We start from the raw sequence: 25,376 nt of genomic DNA, 5'->3' as shown, positions 1-25,376 counted from the left end.
AAAGGACGATGTAACACCTGAACTGACGGTAACTCCACTGCAGCTTTCGCTCAACCCTGAAGGAGATACGTCAGAATTTTCCATCGCCGCTAACAGCAGCTGGACTATCTCGAATGCTGCTGATGCATGGTTGAAGGTAAGCCAGGTGAACGGTAACAGCGGTAGTACCAGTATTCAGATTATTGTAAGTAAAAACGGTACGGGTAGTGAACGTTCTACAGTGTTGGAAGTTAACGCAAACAACGGTCAGGGCAGACGCGTTACGGTAACTCAGAAGCCGACTATATATCCGTCTTATAACACTTCGCCTAAGGCACCTGATGCAACGGGAATGGAACACACGGCCCCAGAACTTGCTGCAAAAATGAGATTAGGCTGGAACCTTGGAAACACTTTCGAAGCTCCCGGTGGAGAACAAGGTTGGGGTAGCCCGATAATTACCGAAGACTTCATAAAGTTTGTAAAGCAGAGTGGGTTCAATGCTATCAGAATTCCATGTGCCTGGAATTTGACGCACGTTGATAACACGGCCACCGCGCACATCGATCAGAATTGGCTCAACAGAGTTAAAGAAGTAGTTGGATATTGTGTAAACAATGATGTATATGTTTTACTGAATATACATTGGGACGGAGGTTGGTTGGAAGGAAACATCAAGGCTACGAAAAAGGATTCTATCAACGCCAAGCAGAGGGCATATTGGGAACAAATTGCTACTGTCATGCGCGATTTTGATGAACACCTCATGTTTGCCAGTGCCAACGAGCCGTCTGTTGATAACGCTGAACAAATGGATTTGCTCACAGGTTTTCATCAGACATTTATTGATGCAGTTCGCTCTACGGGAGGCAAGAATAGTTACAGGGTTCTGGTAATTCAAGGGCCGAGTACGGATATGGAAAAGACTTATACCATGATGAATACGCTGCCTGTCGATAAAGTCGCTGGTAGAATGATGGTTGAAATCCACAACTATACACCATCCCAATTTACTCTTTTGAAAGAGGATGCAAGCTGGGGCAAAATGTTTTACTATTGGGGCGCAAACTCTCATTCTACTATAGAGCCCGATAGAAATGCAACGTGGGGAGAAGAGACCGATCAGATCGGGTACTTTCAGAAAATGAAAGAGAAATTTGTAGACAAGGGGATTCCCGTATTAATGGGTGAGTATGGGGCTTACCGGAGAAATGGAGGTGACCATATACCGCTGGATCTGGAAACGCATAATAACGCTATTGATAATTGGGCAACTTTTGTTACGAAGCAGGCTATCGCACACGGAGTTATACCTTTTTGGTGGGACACCGGTGGAGCAATAGACCGCGCTAATCTGACAGTAAAAGATCAGCGTACAATTGATGCACTTAATGCCGGAGCAGAATAGGCTCTTCTACAGGCCTATGAAATTAAAGGCATCTGTATACTTTAATTAAATATATAGGTATATATTGATCCGTTATACTGATCTTTAGAACAACAAAAAAGCCGCGAATTTAACAATTCGCGGCTTTTGAGGTTATGGACGGATTCCTATACTCATTACATCATTCCTCCAGCGATAGACTCTTTCTGTACCGGCCACCGCTACCATACGTGCTTTCCTGAACTCCAAAAACATCCAATCCTTCTCTGTGGAATCTTTTATCATGATCAGTGATCCAAAGGTTAAAAGTAATTATATCGCTCCTGATGAGTCTTAACGGTATCATAAACTCTACATTATAACCCAACGGTGTATCTGATACAATTGCCTTGAAATCGGTGGGTGATATATTAGTCGCGAATACTGAATCTAATCCATAATTTAGACTTATGGCAAATTTATCGGTATCATTATCTTCCCTAAGGAATTCCAGATTAACTCTGTCATAATGTGCCGGGTTCCAGAGTTCGAGGTCATGGCGCTCTGTTGGCTTTTGATGGGTATACTTTATTTGGTCATATACCGACACTAGAAAAAACATATTTTCATTATGCTGCACGACTCTGTATGTGGCGCTAAAATCGAGGCTGTCTTCAGCCTTTTGACCATAATAAAAAAACAGACTATGAGGCTGTGTTTTCAACCAAAGATCTTCCTGAAGCCCATCTACAATAGGTGCTTGGCCAACCTGCGGTAAAAAAACAACATCCTCATCTTTACAACAGATGAGCATTGATAAGAGTACAAGAGAATAAATTACTTTCATATATCGAAATTGAAAACTCGACAAGGTTATTCTATATGATTCATTTCTTGTAATTTCTTCTGCAATAGTGGATACAAAGTTTTTGATACAGTATCATGTCCTTTTTCGTTGAGATGTCCATCATGCTCATATATCATCGAATCATCATATTGGAAATCCGGAGAAATAAAAGAGATATTATTTTCTGTCAGATGTTTTGCTATTTCATCATCGAGTCTCAATGGCCATACAATCAAATCAATGTTATCATTTTTCAGAGAAATACGTAAATCGGATAAAATTTTGATTGACGTTTGTAAAGAGTAAGAATAATCAAGTATATCCGGGGTGCTGGCACAATTGTTTCTATAAATGCCAATACTTTCAGAGAATTCACCCCAATGGGTTTCATTATACCTTTTGCAATATGCCCGAAAGATGTAAGAGATGTCATAAAAAAATCTAAATGACTTCTCCCCATATATTTTTTCTACTTTTTGAATAGCGTCTTCTCTTGATCCCTTTGTATCCTTTGCGTAGCGAATCATATAACCACGATAATTCTCGCGCACTTCATTATCGTTATGAAACGGTATTCTGACATGGAACAAGATTACATCTGGATGAAACTTTAGAACATTGTGCTTAATATGTAAATAGTTTCTATAATCTTTATTTTCACCACCCATAGAACAATTTATCAAGTTTACATTCCTATAGCCATTGCTTTCAAATTGTTTTTGCAGCTTCATTACATAATTTTCCTCTGAATTATACCAAATACTTTCGGTGAGTGAATTTCCAACTATCGCTATCCTTAGTTCACCGCTTGGTTTAATGATGGAAAAGTCCTTACCAATAAAGCCGTGATTATTTAGATGAAAGCGCTTGTTTATGCTGGGCCGGCGAATGTGTGAATCGATATTGGGAATATGTGAGTATCCCATAATCGAATCGCTTCTATATATTAACGGGTAGATCTGTGTCTCCAACTGTTCATTATACCCCACCCTCAAGATTATTTCAGCAAGTGCTATTATGCCCAATAAGAATACAATCAAATATTTAATAGTCGATTTGAACTTGAAACGGGACAATGGATTTCTCATAATGTTATCTCGGTAATCCTCGATGTGAAATGAGTTCAAACACGACAACGCTATCGAAAGGATTCGGGCATTTCATTCTTGGCGGGATGAGACCGATCGTAAAAATTACTCAACTCTCACTGCTTTAAGAGGATTACCTCTCGCAGCTTTTAATGTGTGGTAACTGATGGTAATCAATGCAATGGCCAGCGTGATACCGGCTGTAAGCAGAAATAACCACCATGATATTGTGGTTCGGTATGCAAAATTTTCAAGCCACCTGTTCATCGCAAAATAAGTTACAGGGCATGCAATGACGAAGGCAATCAGTATCCATTTTATAAAATCCTTGCACAATACAAAGGTTATTTCTGTTACGGAGGCGCCATGAATCTTACGGATACCGATTTCTTTAGTCCTTCGCTCCATAATAAATAATGTTAACCCATAAAGCCCGGAACAGGCAATGACAATGGTTAGTATTGTGAGCACTGTTAAAACTTTGCTCAATCCGATTTCTGCAGTATACAATGCATTTATCTGATCATCTACAAATGTATATTCCAGTGGAGCCTCAGGAGCAAATTTTCTCCACGTATTGTCGATAACTCCAAGTGCACTACTGATATCGCCTGATACTCTGACATTAAAAAGCTCGCCATCTCCGGTAAGAAACAGCGCTACCGGCCTGATCTTTTTATGAAAGGATTCGAAATTGAAATCTTTCACGATTCCGATAATCTCGTATTCAGCTTGATTAACGGTTAACCCACTGAGATTTTTAGTAATAATTCTGTCATTGACGGGGTTTTTAAGTCCAAGCTCCCGCGCTGCCGCTTCGTTCAGGATCACACGCTTTACATTGATAGAATCCAGTTCCTTCATAAATCCTCTTCCATCAGCAAGCTGGATATCAAAAGTTTTCAAGAAGTCATACCCTACTTTAAAATTTGTTAATATATGATCACTGCTCTCTCCTTTTTTAGAAGCTACTATAGGCAACAGATAATTTCCACTTCCCGGGTAGTCGGTAGCGACATTAGCACTTATGACGTTGGTATTTTTATACAATTCATCGATAAACTCCTGCGCTTTCCCCCCGATCCGCATAGAAGGATCTTCAACAACAACTATATTCTCTTTATGAAACCCGGGAGATTTCTCTCGCAACAACCTGAGCTGCTGATATACGAGTATAGCACTTATAATTAATCCCGTGGAAACTGTAAATTGGGTAATAACAAGTATGTTTCGAAGCTTTATGGTATTATGCCTGGATTTAACTTTCCCCTTTAACGCCTCAACAGGGATGAGCGATGATAAATAAAGACCGGGATATAAACCGCCCAACAATACAACCAATACAAAGAGCAGAAGAAACAGAAGAATGGAAAAACCGCTCCTGATAATGGAGATGTCTGCGTCAATCCCCATCACTGAATTAAAGTATCCACTTACAAAATATACCAGAACACTGGCTACAATAAATGATATCAGGGTGATGATGAATGATTCAGTAAAGAACTGTAATTGCAGGAGTTTTTTACCGGAGCCAAGTGTAACTTTCACACCTACTTCCTTTGAACGCTCTTTAGCTTTCGCAGTGGAAATATTCACATAATTGATGCAGGCAATCAGCAGGATAAACACCGCCACAATACTGAGAATATAAATGCTCCTGATGCTTCCATTCGGTTCTATTTCTCTTTCATAATTAGAGTAGAGATGGATATCTGTAACCGGTTGAAGATAATAATCCCAGTAATTGCCATTTGCTTTTAGCTCATCATAGCTTGTGCTGTAGTTAGACCGGAGCTGAGGATCCAGAAAAGGTTTGACCAGAAGCGGGATTTTCTTTTCAACAGCCTTCGGATCGGTTCCCTGCCGCAATAAGATATAAGTATAGTATGTATTGTCTGTCCATGTTTGTGATTTACTCCAGGGGTCTGATAAACTTGAAAGAAGGATATCAAAATGAAAATGTGTATTGGGAGGAGTATCTTCGGCTATTCCAGTTACACGACATTCTATTCCATATCCACCGAGGGTAAGCTTCATTCGCTTGTTAATCACTTCTCCGCTTTCTACTTCTGATTTAGTGAAGTATCGAAGAGCGGCCTTTTCGCTTAACACAACGGTCCATGGTTTATTGAGTACCGTCTCTGCTTTTCCCTGTTTCAGTTTATAGTGAAAGAAATAAAAAAAGTTGGAGTCTGCTTCGAATACTCTTTTTTCATTAAATATCTTTTGAGTCTTACCATCATCGTAGCTCATGGATATATTCGCCCAATTCCATATTCTCGTGCTGGCCTCTACTTCCGGCAATCCGCGATCGAAGGCTTCTGCCAGTGGCGGGGGCGCCATACTGGAGCTGAAGTCGTGACCGCTCATATTTATTTTTGAATTCACCCTGAAAATTCTGTCTGCATATTTAAGATCGCGATCATAGCTAAGTTCAAACTGCACCCAAAGAAATATGAGGGTAGCACAAGCCACACCGATGGCCAGCCCCAGAACATTCACCACAAAATATACTTTATTCTTTAAAATACTTTTTAGAAAAATCTTAAGGTTGAGCTTGAACATAGCTGGTGTAATAGAAATTATTTAAAATTTTACTAGTTCTTGAAAGAGTCCGTTTTCTTGTCTTTGTGCGTACCCTGCATGTCTTGTATACCAAGTTCAAAAAGCACCGGGAACACTAACTAAATGAATTCATATTTTCATCATTTCGCTTACCGCGTAAATGTGCCCATAAGTTCGCCTTTTGCAAGAATATGTCCTTTCATGGCGGCTTCCAGTTTTTGTTTCGTCATATCAGAAGCACTTTCCAGCACGGTATCCAATGCATAAAGTTTAAATATATAGCGATGCTGCCCGTTAGGCGGGCAAGGACCTCCGTAACCAGCAGAACGCCAATCATTCAATCCATATATAGCTTTGATATCTGCGATCTTGAGATCTTCTTTCAGGGTCGTGACATTCGCTGGAATATTATACAATACCCAATGTACCCAAACGCCCATAGGAGCATCCGGATCATCCATAATGAGTGCAAAACTTTTAGTACCCGCCGGTGCATTACTCCAGCTGAGCGGTGGTGATATATTCTTCCCTGCACATGTAAACTTTTCAGGTATTGAATTACCTTCTGTAAAGGCTGTACTTGCAACCGTAAGTTTACCCTGACTGATAGCGTTGATATTGATGGCCATAAGAATAATGAGATAGAGAAATTTGAGAAGTCTTGTAATAGCTTTTTTCCTGATATTCATAATTGAAATTTATATGTTTGGCATTAATAAATCCTGAATACTTTCTTTTTCAGCTACACGTATGTTGCTGCTATGTGGAGTCACCTCCCAGTTATTTTCAAGCAGCCATGTTTTTATTAACATGATGAGATACTCCTGCGACCACACCAGTGTGCAGGTATGATCGGCATCTCTGATCAACGTATAACCTATCTTTCCGGATTGTATATAACTTTGCAGGCGCATAGCGGCTGTAAGCACGAAGGCGTCATACGCATCGCTGCCTTCAGAAAATATGTGATATAGTTTTGTGTTTCGCTTGAGCAATATGTCCCAGTTATCTATTTTAAATTCGGGCTGATTCTTTCTGACTATACCTGATCCAGCGTATGCTGCAGGCTTAAACTTCTGCTTTGCAATGTTAGTAATGGAATTCAGTATTCGGGAAAGATTTTTCAGGCTTAAAACGCTGCTCCTCCCACGCACGATCTTTTGCCACCGCGCTATACTGAACATATTCTTTTTGTAATATCGAAGAGCCACTGCCTCATTTGCTTTTTTCACAACGTCATACATTTCTTCAAGTTCATAGAAGTATCCGTTAATCGGAATTACGCCAACAACCCGGGTATCCTTTAGTGCTGTATGAAAAGCAACGTCTGCCCCGGAGCAAATTCCCATCAGGATAAATTCATGTATTCCATACGTCAGTGCAATAAAATCCATCGCTTCCTTTGCATCATGAACGTCATTTCCGGATTCTGACTGCTGCCATGCCGTTGCACTATCTCCAAGACCTGACAGATCGAATCGAAAGGAAGTCCATCCGGCTACACCCAATGTCCTTGCTAATTTAACGTATAACCTGTTTGGTCCAACGCGATGAATAAGCCCCCCGTTTATCATGATCATCACCGGGTAATGTATATTCGCGTGCGCTGGCCTGTGAATAATACCCACCAGATTTTTTGCTTCTCCAAATATGAAAGCTTTCTCCATACTAATCCAAGGTTGCATTTTTACTGAAGACGCGCTGCATTGCTGGCAGCCGTATATCCTGTGCTATCAAATCTGTAATCATTTTAATGGTTGCTGCAGGCACCATACTTTGATCCTTGACACCTTTTACTTTAAACCAAAATTTATACCCCTCACCTTTTATAAACTTTGCATGCATGCGCAGCTTTGCTTCTAATGGTTCAATTCCATCACTATTTTCTCCATCAACCACATAGATAGCTGTATTCTCCCTGTATTGGAGATTAAGAAGGTTCACCGCATTTATCTGGTTTGCCAGTGAGTCTGAAATAACAAACCCCATATTCTCAATCTCACTTTTATCCTTCTTTCTGCAACGGGCAAAGGCTTCGCTTAGCCATTTACGCTGAAGCCGTTCAAGCTCTTTCATATACATCTCCCCATGGATAACCGGGCTCCAAAGAATAAGTCCGTCAATATAGTGTTGGGAAGAATATATAGCTGCCAGGGTACCTCCTAACCGCACGCCAGCGAGATATACTCTATCTATACTAAAACTGCGTTTCAATTCAGCTATAGCGGTGTGGATGTTCGCAAGCCAATCTTCCATGCTGGCATCTTCCTGGTTTCCTGCTGAATCGCCTGATCCATAAAAGTCAAATTTGAGTACGTGCAATCCGGCTTGCGAAAGTCGCGAAGCCAAAGCGCTATAAGCGCGATGACATCGGATATATTCCTGACCGAAAGGGTAACAAAGAATCACTCCGGCATTAAGCTCATGCATACGATCGGCTGGATAGATCATACCAAAAAGTTCATGCCCGGCACTTCCAAAATACAGTGGTTCCATCATGCAGACTTTACTCTATTCACTTTTTCTGAATTTATTTTCTTTTCAAAAACTCTTGCAAATTGACCGAACGGGAGATTCATAAAATCCAAAAAAGATGGTTCTTCTCCAAAGACCTGTTTTAGTTTGAACCTGGTTTTAATAACCAACAGCGAGTGGCCGCCAAGATCAAAAAAATTATCTGCCAGACCAACCCTTTCTATACCGAGGCTCTCTTGCCATATTTCCGCCAGCTGCTGTTCAAGTTTTGTTGAAGGCGGTATAAAATTATCGCTGGAGGTAATGTCTTTCAGATCCAGCAGTGCATTTCTGTCTACCTTTCCCACTGCGCTCAGAGGAAATTTTTTCAATTGTAAAAAATGCGCGGGTACCATGTAATCAGGAATAAGTTCACGCAGATACTTTCTCAGATCATTGATTGATATCGTTTCTTGTGCAATAAAATAAGCTACCAGTCGCTTATCAGATTCTGAGATACTTTTTACCATAACGATCGCTTCTTTAATCCCATTATACTTTAGCAACAGGCTTTCAATTTCTCCAAGCTCAACACGATAGCCACGAATTTTTACCTGAAAATCTTTCCGCCCTAAAAATTCCATATTCCCGTCCTCAAACCACCTGGCCATATCGCCTGTTCTGTATAGCTTATCCCCATTCAAAAATGGATTGTCTATAAATTTACTTGCCGTAAGCGCTTCGTCATTAATATACCCCTCCGCAAGACATTTACCACCTATATACAGATCGCCGGGTATACCGATAGGGCTAGGGAGTAAATGATGATCGAGTATATAATATTTCGCATTTTGAATCGGTTTGCCATAGGGAATGCTTTTCCAGGAAGGATTTACTTTCTCTACAGGATAATAGTTAGACCAGATTGTTGCTTCCGTTGCTCCACCAAGGCTTATAACTTTTACATTGGCAAATGTATCTTTAAGTGCATCCGGCAGCATGACGGGGATCCAGTCGCCACTTAGAAAGACGAGCCGGAAACTAGTACCCCTTCCTTTTACTTTGTCGAAGTAAGGCGTTACTTGCTGAAGCACTTCAGGGGCAGAGTCCCAGAATGTGATGTCTTCATCAAGAATAACATTCAGTAAATATTCAGGCTCCCGGATCTTTTCACCGGAAATTATTCTGATCGTTCCTCCCGCAGCCAGTATCCCGAAAATATCATAAACTGAAAGATCGAAACTCAATGAAGCCACAAACAGAATCTTGTCAGCCGAACTTACGTGGAAGGTCTTGTTTACCCATTCGATCACATTGATAACGGGACGATGCTTTACAACTACACCCTTAGGCGTCCCTGTTGATCCTGAAGTAAAGATCACATAGGCTATATCATCGGAAGATAATGCAAGCGATGGGTTTGTATTCTGTTTGCTTTCAATATCCTCATAGGTAACAATTCTTTTGCCGGATTTCTGTGCACGCAGATTACCATCCACACGTGACGTCAGGCAATAGATGGTTTTTAGTGAAGGCAATTGATCACCAGCAGTATATATTTTATCAAGTTGCAGGCTATTTGTTACCATGCTGCCGACTTGCAGGGAATCTAAAATATAAATGAGCCTTTTTTCAGGAAGATATGTCTCCAGTGGTATATAGATGCCTCCGGCTTTGAGTACTCCCATCACGGCAATGATCATCTCCTGAGATCTGTCTATAAAAATGCCTGCGTATTGTCCTCTTTTAAATCCATTTTCGATCAATGCATTCGCAAGCTGATTGGCACGTTCATTCAACTGAGCATAACTTAATTCGCCACTGTCGTCAATCGCGGCAATAGCATTAGGAGTTAACACGACCTGCTCCTCAAACAAACGAGACAATGTTTTCTTGTCTTCATAAGCTGCATCTGTATTGTTAAACGTCTCTAAAATTTCTCGCTGATCTTTTTCATCAAGTATCGATACCTGTGAAACAGGTTGTTCAGGATTTTTGTGAATACTTTGAAAAAAAACAACAAACTGGCGCAACATTCTATTGATCAAACCCCGGGTGAACAAACTACTATTATACACACACACCATTTCACTCCCTTCTTCCGGTATAATCAATTCAAGTTGCAGCTTTTCATTTTCATGATTATGGGAAACATTTTCTATACGCTTCACCAAAGCAACGGATAAAGAAAGTGCGTCAGCCAGCGTGCTTACCTTCTTAGACAACTGCGGGTATCGGGCCAACACATCGCGACTATATGTTTTATGTTTACGCACTGTATCTATAACTTCACGTGCAGAAGCCTGAAATACATTGAAGTTTACCGTTTGATTAACGTCAATATGCAGAGGTACTTTATCAGCAAAGACCGATTCGGCATACTGTGTTAAAAGCTGTAAAGATTCATCACGGAATCCTATATTAAACAAGAATGTATTGGTAAGCCTCGCCAGGTATGCTAAAAATGAAACAAGGAGAACCTCGCCTTCAGGCTTCTTATCTTCTATAAAAAATTCTTTTATACTAATCGCGATTTCATCACGCTTACACACCGTGGTATTCAATGCGTTCAAGGTGGTATAAGGAAGAATAAGCGGTTGCAGGTCATGGAGCCTGTTGACCCAAAACGCTTCACTCTTGTATGTATACGTGTGTATCTGGCTTATCTTTTTGATAAACTCTTCATCGGGGTCTTTGAGCTTCATTCCTTTGAACAACGCTAACTCGTCAACCACAGAACGGATTGACACATCCTGTCCATCAAGGGATTTTAGCCTGGTAATTCTTACGTCATGGGTCCGCGTGGATACCATCAGCGAATCCGTTACCGAAGAAATTGTGCCCGGAGGCAAATCAGAATGATTCTTTTCTATAGCGGCATCACTTACGATAAACAGTTTTTCATTGAGCAAAATTTTGGAAGTGACAAATGGATTCTCATAGTTACCAAAGTTTGCCGCCCGTACCAGTGCATCAATTTGCTCTGCGTTACTATTCCATGAAATTATATCCTGAAGCTGCGCACGTTCGGAAAAACCAAAATAGGTACGCTTATTCAAATCTTGCTTTGTAATTGTAAGAGGTCGATCAGACGCAAGATGATTTACAAACTCTTCGAAAGATTTAACGGCAGCTTCGTAGCATTTAATATTAAGTGAAAATGCAGTTTCGTCTTCATCAACTGATACCCGGGCCTGCTTTACAATATCACCTGTATCGAATGATTCATTGAGTAAGTGCCAGCTGACACCGTGTTCATTCTCGTGATTGACAAGCGCCCATGATGTAGCAAACCTTCCTGCATATTTAGGTAGCAGCGCGTCATGGTAATTTATGGCGTATTGCTTGGGAAGCGATAGTACTTCCTTCGATACATAATGTGGATTGTTAATACTTAAAAAATAATCAAATGAAGCCTGATTGCAAAAATCGAAGATGTCCTCTTGTCTAAAATGGCAGTGTAAAATGTTATTCTCCTGACACCACGTTTTCACATCGCGGTCGTCTGAAATAACCCCAAAAATCTCATTGCCGTTATCGAGCAGTATTTCTGCACATCGTATAGGAAGAGTAGAACCTCCGATGATGAAACAATCAAACCCGCGCTTTATAAAAGTCTTTTCAAAATTTACCTGTGATAGCGATGTGTTGACATTAAACAAAACAAAAGAAAGTAATGTTTTAAAGTTCTCACTGATCAATTCAGCTGTAACCTTCCTGTATAAAGATGTATTATATTCCAGGTAACATTCGAGGTGCTCACTCATTTTCTTAAATACAAACCGGATGTTGGCATTTGTATAGGAGGTATTTTTTTCATGTATACCTTCCAATAATACAAGTACATCCGTGCTGGCTTCCTGATTATTCTGATCCGTTTTTTCGATGGCACCGATAATCGTTTGTCTCATTTGAAGCAGACATTCCTTGAATGACTGGCTTTCGGTAAATTGACATCTGATCTTTATTATTCGGGGTTCATCTCCATTCTGGCGATATTCCGGCATGCTTACTATAACTTCACTCCTCTTTGAATGCTTTCCTAATTGAATGGCTGCTGCAGTCATCAGGATCATGTGCAGAGTATGATCAATCCCATTACTGATCTGGTCAATCCGGGCAAACAACTCACCGGTAATTTCGACTTTAATTGTATTGAGAAAATACGCACTTCTCCTGGGGCCTCGTTGATCGTATGGAAAATGACTTTTAACGGGCACACTTGCTTTATGTGATTGAATTATAGGTAGAGAAATATCTTCATTCTTAATGTTCATTGCGTTACGCATTAACAGTGGTTTTGCAAATCGGTCAATCAAAATTCAGATCAAACACAGGTGAGTTATTTATCGAAGCTCTCCACGATATATTAATGTCCCCAATGGGTATATGTTCGTTTTGAGATATTGATGAAATGATCTCTTTTATATATAGGCTGATATCTTCAATAGTCGCTTTCTTAAATAATCCTGTTTTATAGCGGATCATACAGCTTATCGTGCTCTCCAAATCATCAACCAATAAGGAGATATCATTCGGCGCAGGACGTGATGCAGTGCTGTCAAGCAGATCATATTGTATTGTGTTTTTATGATGAACCTCGTTCCGGTAGTTTTTGAAAATGATCGTTGTATTAAACAACGGGTGTTGTGTTGAAACTTTTTTCATTCTTAACTTCTCCATTAGTTCTTCAAATGAATAGTCCTGATTCTCGAAGGCCAACAGGGTTCTTTCCTTCACCTCGAGCAAGAACTCTCTGAAAGATTTTTCCGGATGAGGATAGTTTCTCAGTGCGAGTGTATTCAAAAACATACCGATGATGTTTTCAAGCCCGGCATGTCCGCGGCCTTCAACAGGTGTCCCAATGATGATATCATTTTTTCCCGAAAGCTTATGCAGGAGAATAGAATAAACAGCAAGCATCAGTATAAAGGTGGAAGTGTTGGTTTCTCTTACGATTCGCTTCATGGATTGCGTTTGTAAACTGTCGATAACAAATTCTACCGTACCGGATTTTGAAGAGGGATCTGCATTGGTATAATCCCATGGAAGTTCCGGCTTAGGCAAGGGAGGCGAGAGTTCTCTCAGCCAAAATGCTTCTTGCGAGGCAAACCATGGCTCACTCTTCTTGCTGTTCTGCCATTCGGAAAAATCTTTATACTGAATCTTCAGATCAGAAAGAGTATTGCCATGATACTCGCTGAAAAGTTCATTGATCAGAATGTTCCTTGAAGTGCCATCGAATATAATATGATGCGCATGGAAAGACAGAATATAGCGAGTGCCTGACGATCCTTTAATTTTAAACAATGCTGTTCTGAACAATGGAGCTTCCGCGAGATTAAACTTTTCAGAAAGTGACGCGATCATCACCTTTGCCGTTTCTTCATCCGTCTCATAAGAAGGCAAGGTGATTACAATTTTTTCATGAATCTTTTGTACCAGTTCACTCTCCATGATGTGAATGGAGGTTCGCAAACTTTCATGTCTTTTCACTAATTGATTAATAGCCTGCTCCAGGCGTTTTTGATCAGGCATTTGCTCGAATGCAATTAATGTATCAATACAAAATCCCTGCGAGTCGGGCGCCATTTCTTCCATGATAAACAACCGCTTTTGAGCAGAAGACAGAGCGTAATAATCTTTGATAGTAGCCCGCTGAATAGATTCAAATTCTTCTGTTGCTGAACTCCTGATATATTCAGCAAGATCCCGCAGACAAGGTGTTTTGAAAACTTTTGTCAATGGCACTTTGCAATGGAGCTCTTTGAAAATCTTCGAAGTAAGCGCAACAGCCTTCACCGAGTGTCCTCCCAGATCGAAGAAATCAGCATCGATACTAATAGAATTCTCATCCATTCCAAGCACCTGCGACCATATCGCTACAAGCGCTTTTTCTGTGGCATCACGCGGAGCGATGTAATGGTCTAACGTTTTGTCTTGCGGCTTCGGCAATGACTTTCGGTCTATCTTTCCATTGGGCGTTGTGGGAATCTTATCAACAAACAGGAAATAGGAAGGGATCATGTATTCCGGAAGACTACCCAACAGGAAGGCGCGCAGATCACCTCCATCAAGAACGCGATCAGCAATCATATAAGCACAAAGATATTTATCGCCGGTTTTCTCATTGCTGTTGACAAGAACTACGGCATGTCTGATCGCCTCATGTCTGAGCAATTGATTTTCAATTTCCTCCAACTCTATCCGGTAACCTCTGATCTTTACCTGATGATCTATCCTGCCAAAAAATTGAATTGTGCCATCGGGAAGCCATCGGGCCAGATCGCCTGTGCGATATACTTTTTCCGAAGTACAAAAGGGATTAGCAATAAATTTTCTCTTTGTAAGATCATCGTTAAACAGATAACCTCTCGCCAATCCTTCCCCTGCCACACAAAGCTCTCCAGACGCCCCTATAGGAACCAGTTGCCGGAGTGTATTAAGGATATAAATTTTATTGTTGCTGATCGGTTTACCAATCACTGGCGTTTTTTTATACCTGGAGAAAAGATTACGCTCTATTGTGTGGGTCACCGTGCCAATGGTAGTTTCGGTAGGTCCGTAATGGTTAATCACGGTTACATCCGGACAATATCGGTAGATGACCTCAACATCCGCTACATTAATCTCTTCACCACCTATCAGTATAGTATGAAGTCCGGATAATTTCGCTCCTGAAAATTCTTCGCTGCTTACAATAAGCTTGAGCAACGTTGGTGTTATTTTAATATAGGTTATCCGATGGTCCTTTATATAATTCAAAAGGTTGAGCGGTGATAAATACGTTTCGCGCTCAATGATATGCAGCGTACCGCCTCTAACCAATACCGGGAATACAGCAGTGTAGCCAAGGTCGAATGCAAACGAAGATGTAAGCACTGCCCTATCTGATTCGCGAAGGTTAAGTTTTTCAGCAATAAAGCATACATAATTAACCAGACTCTTATGCTGTATGAGAACACCTGATGGTGTGCCGGTTGTACCTGAAGTAAAGATGATATACGCTAAATGATCCGGCTTAACATCCACTTCGATCCTGGATGATGACTGACTATTTAATGCGCGCAAGTCAGCCTGAATTTTATTTTTTTCCCTTGGAGTAATCGGCTTGAGCTTATCAATTTGCAACAGCACGTCATACCTGTATCGGGTCAATTCATTTTCAATCGTATATATTTTATTTGTGATCTTAACTTCAGCAATCTCATTAAGTTCTGATGTCAGATCTGCAAAAAAATCCCTGGAGATAAATAAGTCTGAAGACCAATCTGTTTTTGTTTTGTAACTATTGTTTCTATTGGCTTGTTTAAACGATCGCATGTCTGCGAGCATATCTTCTTTTAAATCCTGGTCTAACACATCACCTATAAATATAGAGCCGCTGTCTTTCAATAAGCGTGTGGCTTTTTTCAATACCTGGCGAAGGTAATTGTGACCATGAAAGGATTGAATGACGCTGTTAATAATCACGAGATCAAACCCGGCTTCATTGATCTTGTCTATCTCATCGGCAGGCAAGCATTCAACAACAATATTCTCATACTGCTCCTGCGCTATTCGCTGTTTATTTTTTTCAATAATGACATTGGAAAGATCAACCCCATAGTAAAATGAAACGTAGGGCGCGATTCTAAACATGGTTATTCCAGAAGCGCAACCTATTTCAAGAACGCGCATATCCTGGCGCAAAAGAGGGGCAATCTTGATAAAGACATTATCAGCATATTCATGCATCTGCTCGGCAGGAAAAGGTTGCCCGGTATAGCTTGTGAACCAGCCGCCTCCCGTTATTTCATCGGTGGCGGTTTCACCTATATATTCCCAGAGCTTTTTATCCATCTTTTCATTCTTCTCTCCTTCCTCCTCAGCATACACATCTTCACTATCTATACATAAGAACGTGTGAAATGAAGGGCATTCCCACTGCAGCTTGTTCAGTACTTTTATAAATGATCCCTCAGAAATTATAATTCCGATCTTAGCATTATTAATAATCGCTTTGATCCGGTCTTCCGGAATGGTTGACTCGATCGGAACATATACACCCCCTGACTTCATAATTCCCAGGATCGAAACAATGTAGTCAGCAGAAGGATTCATTAATATACCAACAGGTGTTTCCAATGTTATTCCCTTCGTGTTATACAGGTAATGCGCTACCTGGTTGGCCCTCTGTTCCAATTCCTGGTAAGTCAATGAAGTATACTCATCCGTTACGGCTACATTACCGGGTGTTTTCTTAACCTGTTGCTCAAACAATGCGAAGAACGTGTACTCGCTGGGGAATGGTGCTGCCGTATTATTGAAATCATTCATCAAAAGAGACTTCTCTTCTTCTGACACGACATTGAGTTGACCGCACAGAACATCTACATTCGTCAATGCATTTTTTAACAGCGTTTGGAAATTGAGCCAAATTCTCTTAATAGTAGAATTTTCATAACGGGCAGGATTTGATTCCAGTGTAACCGTAACAGATGTATCCTGCCTTTCAAAAACAATATTAAAATTATAGTTGATGTGCTGGATATCCTTTTTATCCTGAATGTTGTGCATAACCACGGCTACATCGAACAAAGGGAACTCATCATGCACGCTGGTGAGTTTAAGGAACTGCGGGAGTGTCTGTATTGGAAAATTCTGATGTTGAATACCTTCGACTATAGCTGTCCTGACCTGTAATAACAAAGCCTTAAAAGAAGTGTCAGGTAAAACGTGGCATCGAACGGGGAGTATCGTATTTATAAGTTTTCCTTTTGAAGTATGTCTGTACGTTGGTGTTCCGATAATGATATCTTCATTACCGGTATATTTAGCTAACAGCACAGCCATGGCTGTAGTCAACACTATATGCAATGTTTCATCCACATTACGGCTGACTTTTAGCAGGGCGGAAGCAATGTCTTCAGGCAACTTAAATTCTATAGTATCTTTTTTGCTTTCATAAGGAGTGTCATTGTAATCAGGAGGAAAAGCGCTTCTTACAATGTCTCCCGAAAACTTTGAAAGCCAATAGGTGCGCTCTGTTTCCCGCTGGCTGGCTACGATCAATGCTTCCCCGTATGATTTTTTTTCATTCATAATGTAGGCGTTATTCTGTAACGGTAGTTGTCGAATCAGAAAACTCAAACTCTATTGTGGGCATTGCAGGCTGCACTTCTACAAAATCATGCTTTAACCTAAAATCTTTAATGGCAAGTCGTTCATTTCCCAAGGCTTGTTTAATGACACTTATATAGCGCTGCGCGAAATCCATGATGGTAGATCCTGTAAATAGATCAGACCTGTATTCGAAGTAAAAATATACCTGGTCTTTTACCTCAAACACCATTAGTGAGATATCAAACTTTGCAGTTCTGTTTTCAATATCATACATAGCGGATTTGAAGTATCTGCTTTCTGATCTTGGCTTTTCAAAATTTTGTACTACCAGTGAAATATCAAACAAGGGATTTCTCGACAAGTCTCTTTTCAGTTTTAATTTATCTACCAGATCTTCAAATTGCACTTGCTGGTTATCAAATGCTTTTATTGAATTTCTTTTTACCTCCTGCATAAATTCAATAAATGTTTTTTCGTGAGCAGGAAAATTCCGTATTGCCAGCTTGTTCACAAACATTCCAATAATTCGTTGGAAGTCAGCTTCCGGTCTGCCAAATATGCTGCTGCCTATAACAACATCCTCCTGTCCGGTATATTTATGCAATAAGATATTTATAGCAGATAACAGATACATAAAGAGTGTCACTTCATGTTTTTTACAACATGTTCGTAAAGCTTCTGTATCCCCTGCATCCAGGTAAATACCATATCCTCCTCCGGAAAAGCCTGGTGTTTCTGATCTCAGGTAATCAGTAGCAAGCGCTGATGAAGGAATACCGTCTGCATAAACAGACAGCCAATAATCTAATTGCTTTTTATAGGCAGCAGAGGCGAACAGGTTATTTTGCCACGCAGCAAAGTCCTTGTACTGAATCTTCATCTCCGGAAGAGACCTGTCTTCATAAAGATCCATGAGGTCATCCTCCAAAATACTTTTCGAGGTTCCATCCGATACAATGTGATGAATATCGTGCACCAATAAATATTCTTCCGCATTCAACTGAATAAGCCCAACCCTGAACAATGGAGCGCATGCTATATCAAAGGGTCTGACAAATCCATTGATCACTTCACGGATTTTATCAGGAGTATGCGTTCCAAGCTCTTCGATTATCACCGGAACTTCATCATGCACAACCTGCACAGGTTCATTGTTGACAAGGTGAAATGATGTTCGTAAGGTTTCGTGACGCTGAATTAATTTTCTGTAGGTATTTTCAATTCGCCCGCGGTCCAGCTTTCCCTCGAATTTCAGAAGGAACGGAGAATTATAGCTCGTACCCACTCCTTCAAGCTGCTGGAGGAAAAAAACTCTTTTCTGTGCTGATGATAGCGGGTAAAAATGTTTTTTTGCTAATGGAACGATCTGTATAGAATCTGTTTTTGATGCACCCGTAACAAACAAAGCAAAGTCTTTAATGGTCGGGGTTCTGAATATCTGAGCCAACGGTATATTGACATCATGCATTCTGTTGATCCTCGATATCATCATCATGGCTTTCAACGAATATCCTCCCAGTTCAAAAAAACTATCATTCGTACCAATAGACTTTTCTTCTATGTCCAGAATCTCAGCCCAGATTTTAAGGAGTGTTTCTTCCATTGCTGTTGCAGCCGGCGCTTTCAGCACCTGGCCCCGTGCATCCGGCTTCGGCAAAGCCTTCAGATCAGTTTTTCCATTGGCAGTAACAGGTATATGATCCATAAAAATAAAAAATGCCGGGATCATGTACTCTGGAAGTCTTGCCAGGAGAAAGCTTCTGAGGTCATTCACATCGGGCGCTGGAGAAGCAACCATATAGGCACACAGATATTTATTATCCGGATTGCGCTTGTGATGGTCCACCTGCACAATCGCTTGCTTCACGCCATTATAACCGAGTAAGTGAATTACAATTTCTTCCGGTTCTATACGATATCCCCTCACCTTAACCTGGAGGTCTCTTCTACCCAGATATTCTATTTTTCCATTGGGCCTCATTCTGGCGAAGTCACCCGTCCGGTAGGCTTTCCGTGATGTATCAAAAGGATTACTTATAAACTTTTGCGCTGTGAGTTCGCGATTGTTTACATATCCTGCGCCAACACATTCTCCACTGATTACTAACTCTCCGGGAATACCTTCGGGAACCAGTTGCCCGTTCTTATCCATGATAAATGCTTGTGTATTATAGATCGGATTGCCAACGGTGGGATATTTTTTATACTTATGAAATTCCCCGAAATCTATAAACTGCGCTATCGTGCCAATGGTAGTTTCTGTAGGGCCATACTCATTCATGAATCGTATCTGTGGGCAAAGACTATGTGCCTTCTCCAGATCATTACAATTTACCTGCTCGCCTCCCAGCACCACCCGCGTAAGCGATCTGCCATTCACAGTATTGAATTCTGCACTGTTAACCAATGCCGAAAGAAGCGTGGGGGTAATTTTAATATACGTTAACCGATTGTCAGCGATATACTGAAGAAACACAGAAGGTGATAGAATCACTTCCCTACTTACCAAATGCAGCGTTCCACCTGTTATCAAAGTAGAAAAGATATTGGTGTAACCCATATCAAAAGCAAAAGACGATGCTAAAACCGTGTTGTCGTTTCCGGTAATTTCACAGGTGCGTATAAACCAATTCAGGTAATTGTTAAGATTTGCATTCGAAATGCGCACACCCTTCGGATTTCCCGATGTGCCAGAAGTATAAATAATATATACACTGTCTTCTTCATCGTTCTTCGTCTCCGCGTAATTCTCTTCGTTCTTATACTGATAGGTGCTGATGCCAATAACAGGAACCGGGCAATTCAATCCGGCAATTTCTTTTTGCACCAACAAAAGGTCACAAACGCTATCCCTGATAATATACTCTATTCTTGAAGGTGGATAAGCCGGATCAATGGGAATAAAGACACCGCCAGCCTTTAACACTGCAAGGATCGCTATGATCATATCAGGATGAGGTTCGGTAACTATACCGACAGCATTTGTTTTCTTCAAACCTGCTCTGATGAGACGTTCTGCGAGCCGGTTTGCCTGGGTATTCAGTTCACGATACGTTATTTTTTTTCCATCACTCACCAGTGCGATATGATCAGGAGTTCGCCTGACTTGTTCTTCAACTCGGGAGATGACAGTTTTAGATTTCGGAAAATCAACGATCAGACCCTCTGCTTTATCAAGAATACCATTGACCTCGCTGGCAGAAAGCATTGGAAGCGTCCCTATATCTGCCGTTGGATCATGCAGCACAGCATTGAACAGATTTTTATAGTGCTCTTCCATCCGTTCGATGGTAGTCTTCGAAAACAAGTCTGTGTTATATTCTATATAGCCCTTTATAGTATTTTCATCTTCCCACACAATGAAAGTGAGATCCATCTTTGAAGTATTCCTGGCAATTTCAATTTCTTCTGCCGAGATACCGGGGAGTTGTAATGTTTGCTGCGGAACATTCTGAAAAACAAACAGTACCTGGAAAACAGGATTGAAGCTCAAACTTCTTTCAGGCTGAAGTTCCTCAACAAGTTTTTCAAAAGGTACATCCTGGTTGGTAAAGGCATCCAGTGTAACCTTTCTTATCCGGTGCAATAATTCCAAAAAGGCAGGACTGCCGGATAAGTCTGTTCTGAACACAAGGGTATTTACAAAAAAACCGATCATGTCTTTAACTTCGTCTCTATTCCGGTTAGCAACCGGAATCCCTACAACGATGTCTTCCTGTGCACTATAGCGATATAGTAAGATCTTGAATACCGTCAGCGCAATCATGAAAGGCGTTACTTTTTCCTTCTTGCAGAGCGCTTGCATCGAGGGAATGGGAATATCTATAAAATGCCTGGCACCGCAATAGGTTTGATAGGCCGGTCTGTCAAAATCGGTGGGTAGGTTTAATGTTGTTAAATTCTTTAGCTGCCTACGCCAGTAGTCTAGCTGTAATTTAAAAAGGTCAGTAAAAAATGGTTGTCGTTGAAACACAGCATAATCACTATACTGATATTTTAAATCTGCCAGCGATGATGAGGTATGCGAGGAAAAGTCTCTGTATAGTGTGGTGAGCTCTTTATTAAAAATTTCCATTGACCAGCCATCCGTAACGATGTGGTGCATGCAAACAGAAAGAATATAGCTTGTATCGAAACAACCGATCAGCTTAACATTAATTAAGGGGCCGGTAGTTAAGTTAAACGAGCCAGAGATATGTGCTGCGAGAAAATCATTAAGTTTCTTCTCATCTGTTATTCCTGCAACCAGTCCATCAATATACTCATAGTACCCTGTTGCAAATGGTTTTACTACCTGCACAGGCTTATCACCGGCCAGCAAAAAAATCGTTCGCAAAGAAGCATGACGCTGAACAATCTCATGTATACTCTTTTCCAAAGCATCTTTGTTCAAGACACCCTTCAGGCGATATACTTTATGTTCATTGTATACACCGCCCTGTGGAAGTAATTGATTCAGTACACATAATTGTTCTTGTGCGTAAGAAAGCGGAAACTGCTTTACACCCTGACGCATCTTTTCCTTTAAGAGTAATTTTAACGACTCCTGTTTGCTTTGTACTGAATTTACTTCCGCACTCATTTTTCAATTTTTATTTACACCTTCCTAAAACCTGTCAAGCAACTTCTGAATTTCTTCTTCGCTCATATCATCAATTTTATCTTCTTCCAATTGCACATAATCCACCACTGCCAGCGGTGCTAAACCTCCTATATCCAATGCTCCCCTCGCTACATTGGTTTCAAACTTCCTGATGATAAAATCCGTCAGTTCATCAATGGATTGCAGTTGCTGAAATTCCTTCTCTGTTATTTGAATGCCTATATCATCTACCAACACACGCATTCTGTCAAACTGGATTGGTATAGGGTCGTTATCCCTTAATACCTCTCCTGATTGTCTTATCAAATATTGTGTTACTATGTTTTTTCTGTCTTGTGGGAAAGCTCCGAGAATGCGCTTTCTTATCTGGTTATGTTCATCACCTGCATGCCCCTGTCTGCTTTTTGTTTCAATAATATATGCAAGCTGTGCAATGGAGGGATTAGCAAAAACATCGGTAAGCCCGATGCTATAGGAAATAGTTTTTTCGATATGAGCAATTAAATACGTTGCCAGCAGTGAAGTCCCTCCTAATTCAAAAAAATTATCGTGAAGGCCGATTTTATCATGCCCAAGAAAATGTTTGAAAATTTCAGTCAGTTTGTCTTCTATAGCGGTGCGCTCATTCGATAAAGGTGTTACGAGAGTCTCTTCATGAACTATCATTTTTTCCGGAGTGATACTGCTATTTGTTTTTTCTGTCTTGACACTCTCCTTTATATCAATCATGTATTTTTGTTTCTCATAAGGATATGTAGGAAGAGCAATTCTCTGTCCTTCTTTTCCTTCATAATAATTACGCCACTTCATCGTTACTCCGGCCAACCAAAGTTTACCGGCGCTGGTAAGCACATGCTCGTAAGAGGATATTCTATCTTTTGCATGTGGCGATGAGGAAACCTTTATTCTTGATTTTACCGGATCACGATGACTGTTAGCCAATGCAAGCAATGTTACTCCCGGGCCTGTTTCCAAAAGATGGCAAGTCGTTTCCTCCAGCACGCGTTGAATGGCCATGGAAAACTTCACTGGCAGGCGGAGATTATTAACCCAGTGTGTTGCACTTGTTGCCTCATCATCCGTCAGCCATTTGCCTGTGACCGATGACATGATGCGAATTTTAGGAGCGGTAAGTTTTATATTTTCAAAGGAGGCCTTGAACTCATCCAGAGTCGGATCCATCGCCTGCGAATGGCTGGCAACGTCAATATGCAGGTAGTGTGCCTGAATACCGTCCGCTAAAAGTTTAGTTCGCATGATTTCCATTTTTTCCGGTGAGCCGGAAACCACACAATCAGAAGGCGAATTGACAGCTGCAAGATATACACCCTCTTCCAGCATGGGTGTTAACCTTTCTTCTGCTAACGGAATTGAAAGCATTGCGCCCACAGCAGTTTGTTGCATCAACCGGCCTCTTTTTGCAATGATCAGTAACGCATCTTCCAGCGACATTACGCCTGCTATACATGCAGCGGTGATCTCTCCGAAACTATGACCTAATAAAACCTTGGGTGATATACCCCACCGCATCCATTGCTTTGCCAAAGCGATTGAAATAATAAATATAGCAGGCTGTGCGATGGATATCTGCCGGAGTATCACAGCTGCCTGGTCTTCGGCATCTTTATCAGGGTATATAATGTCTTTTATGGAGATATTCAGATACGGTTCGAGTATTGCTGAGCAGTAATCTATATTTTCTTTAAAGTAAGGTTCAGCTGTATAAAGATCAAGGCACATGTTGATATGTTGTGTACCCGATCCCGGAAACATAAATACAACCTGCTCTTTTTTACTGGTCGCTATTCCTGAAGGAAACGAAGCGCTGCCAGCCAGTTTCAAAATAGCATCAGGTATATCCTTGCAAACCACAAAACGCCTGTAATTAAATTCAGTGCGTCCGGTGTTTAATGTATAGCATACATCATGTAAATGTATACCTGGATTTACGCTCAGAAATTGTATCAGATTTTCTATAGTCTTCCGAAGAGCGTTTTCGGTCTTGGCGGAAAGAACGATGGTTTCACAAGGAAAAGTTTGCTTCGGATAGCTGTATTCAGGAGCTTCTTCAAGAATGATATGTGCATTGGTTCCTCCCATGCCGAGAGACGTAACACCTGCTCTTCTTGGTGATGTATCCGATTTCCACGGTATAAGTTTTGTATTGACGAAGAAGGGGCTTTCCGAAAAATTGATTCGCGGATTTGGATTCTCAACATGAAGTGTAGGAACGATCTCCCTGTTATAAAGCGACAATACCGTTTTAATAAATCCCGCAGCACCCGCAGTTGCACCAAGATGACCTATGTTGGATTTCACCGAACCTATAGCACAGAATCCTTTCCTCGCAGATCTGAAAACTTCTTTCAATGCCTGAATTTCATAAGGATCTCCAATGCGTGTACCGGTTCCGTGCGTTTCTATGAAGGTGATTGTCTCGGGATCAACGTTCGCTTTCCGAAGGGCTGCCGTGATCACTTCTACCTGGCCTTTCTTGCTGGAAGCAGTATATGTAATTTTGCCACCGTCATTGTTCACTGCAGAACCTTTAATGACCGCAAGGATTGAATCTCTATCACGAATAGCGTTGACCAGGGGTTTTAATACAACGATTCCTACGCCATCACTCCATAGTGTGCCATCTGCTTTTTCATCAAATGCCCTGCAATGACCATCGGATGATACGAGCGAGTCTTTAACGTATAGATAACCCGTTTTAGACGGGCTCGATATTGAAGCGGCCCCGGCAATGGCTACATCACATTCACCATACAGTAAACTCTTGCATGCTTCGTGGATCGCTACAAGCGAAGTAGAACATGCAGTAAGCAACGTGACGCTCGGCCCCTGAAGATTTAATTTATAGGAGATCGTTGTAGCCACGTAATCTCTTGTAAAAAGAAATTCATTGAACTGCTGTTCTGTGCCCCGGCTTTTGTTGAAATCTTTGACCCGGCTGACCCAATTATAATTAGGCTCAGCCCCGACATATACTCCTATCTTACCCTGATAATCTTCCGGACTATACCCGGCACGCTCAATAGCTTCTCTCGAACATTCGAGTAAAAGTCTGATCTGCGGATCTGCTATTTCGACTTCACGTGGAGTATAATCAAAAAAGCCTGCATCAAAGTATTCAGAATTGTCAATATAGCCCTTTGCTCTTATATAGTTTGGATCCGATAACACTTCAGGGTCTATGCCAGCCTCTTCCAACTCCGCTGCAGTAAAAAAAGATATCGACTCAACACCGTTCCTTAAATTGCTCCAATATTCGGCAAGATCACTAGCTCCCGGAAATCTTCCGGCCATGCCAATAACAGCAATTTCGCCAGCATAATTATTATTATCGTTTTGGGTGTTGTTCAT

At 41.0% G+C, this 25,376-nt stretch carries 11 protein-coding genes; 1 reads left to right on the top strand and 10 read right to left on the bottom strand.

Translation table 11 applies throughout. The features are described from left to right. Window positions 1-1,387: cellulase family glycosylhydrolase (locus V7Q33_RS13580; RefSeq protein WP_333820193.1), on the top strand; the 1,387-nt coding region annotated here is incomplete at its 5' end. Window positions 1,388-1,547: 160 nt separating this feature from the next. On the opposite strand, the gene V7Q33_RS13575 is transcribed toward V7Q33_RS13580, so the two are convergent. The 10 genes from V7Q33_RS13575 to V7Q33_RS13530 all read right to left on the bottom strand — a co-directional run bounded on the left by V7Q33_RS13575 (window position 1,548) and on the right by V7Q33_RS13530 (window position 25,376). Beyond that, window positions 1,548-2,192 carry a sugar-binding protein gene (locus tag V7Q33_RS13575; RefSeq protein ID WP_333820192.1) on the bottom strand — a complete coding sequence of 215 codons (645 nt, stop codon included), beginning with the start codon at window positions 2,190-2,192 and terminating at the stop codon, window positions 1,548-1,550. Between the two features lie 26 nt (window positions 2,193-2,218). Beyond that, a complete protein-coding gene (locus tag V7Q33_RS13570) occupies window positions 2,219-3,118 on the bottom strand; it encodes an SGNH/GDSL hydrolase family protein (RefSeq protein ID WP_333820191.1) in 900 nt (299 codons plus the stop codon). Window positions 3,119-3,385: 267 nt separating this feature from the next. After that, the gene (locus tag V7Q33_RS13565) at window positions 3,386-5,845 is read right to left on the bottom strand and encodes an ABC transporter permease (RefSeq protein WP_333820190.1); all 2,460 of its coding nucleotides are present in this window, start codon (window positions 5,843-5,845) and stop codon (window positions 3,386-3,388) included. A gap of 149 nt (window positions 5,846-5,994) precedes the next feature. Next, window positions 5,995-6,534: a YbhB/YbcL family Raf kinase inhibitor-like protein gene (locus V7Q33_RS13560; RefSeq protein WP_333820189.1), complete on the bottom strand. Its 540-nt coding sequence runs from the start codon at window positions 6,532-6,534 to the stop codon at window positions 5,995-5,997. A 9-nt stretch (window positions 6,535-6,543) separates the two neighbouring features. Continuing rightward, window positions 6,544-7,512 (bottom strand): alpha/beta fold hydrolase, encoded by a 969-nt coding sequence (locus V7Q33_RS13555; protein WP_333820188.1) that lies wholly within the window; start codon window positions 7,510-7,512, stop codon window positions 6,544-6,546. 1 nt (window position 7,513) lies between these two features. Further along, entirely contained in the window at window positions 7,514-8,344 is an 831-nt protein-coding gene (locus V7Q33_RS13550) for a serine aminopeptidase domain-containing protein (RefSeq protein WP_333820187.1), read from the bottom strand. Further along, the gene (locus V7Q33_RS13545) at window positions 8,341-12,588 is read right to left on the bottom strand and encodes an amino acid adenylation domain-containing protein (RefSeq protein ID WP_333820186.1); all 4,248 of its coding nucleotides are present in this window, start codon (window positions 12,586-12,588) and stop codon (window positions 8,341-8,343) included. Before V7Q33_RS13545 ends, V7Q33_RS13550 begins: the two co-directional genes overlap by 4 nt. A gap of 22 nt (window positions 12,589-12,610) precedes the next feature. After that, window positions 12,611-17,383, bottom strand: coding sequence for a condensation domain-containing protein (locus V7Q33_RS13540; protein ID WP_333820185.1), 4,773 nt, complete (start codon window positions 17,381-17,383; stop codon window positions 12,611-12,613). A gap of 10 nt (window positions 17,384-17,393) precedes the next feature. Continuing rightward, window positions 17,394-21,986 carry an amino acid adenylation domain-containing protein gene (locus V7Q33_RS13535; protein WP_333820184.1) on the bottom strand — a complete coding sequence of 1,531 codons (4,593 nt, stop codon included), beginning with the start codon at window positions 21,984-21,986 and terminating at the stop codon, window positions 17,394-17,396. Between the two features lie 24 nt (window positions 21,987-22,010). Continuing rightward, window positions 22,011-25,376 (bottom strand): type I polyketide synthase, encoded by a 3,366-nt coding sequence (locus V7Q33_RS13530; protein ID WP_333820183.1) that lies wholly within the window; start codon window positions 25,374-25,376, stop codon window positions 22,011-22,013.

It is taken from the genome of Ohtaekwangia sp. (assembly GCF_036786105.1).
In the GTDB taxonomy this organism is placed as follows: Bacteria; Bacteroidota; Bacteroidia; order Cytophagales; family Cyclobacteriaceae; genus Ohtaekwangia.
This window is presented reverse-complemented; position numbering and strand designations above follow the sequence as displayed.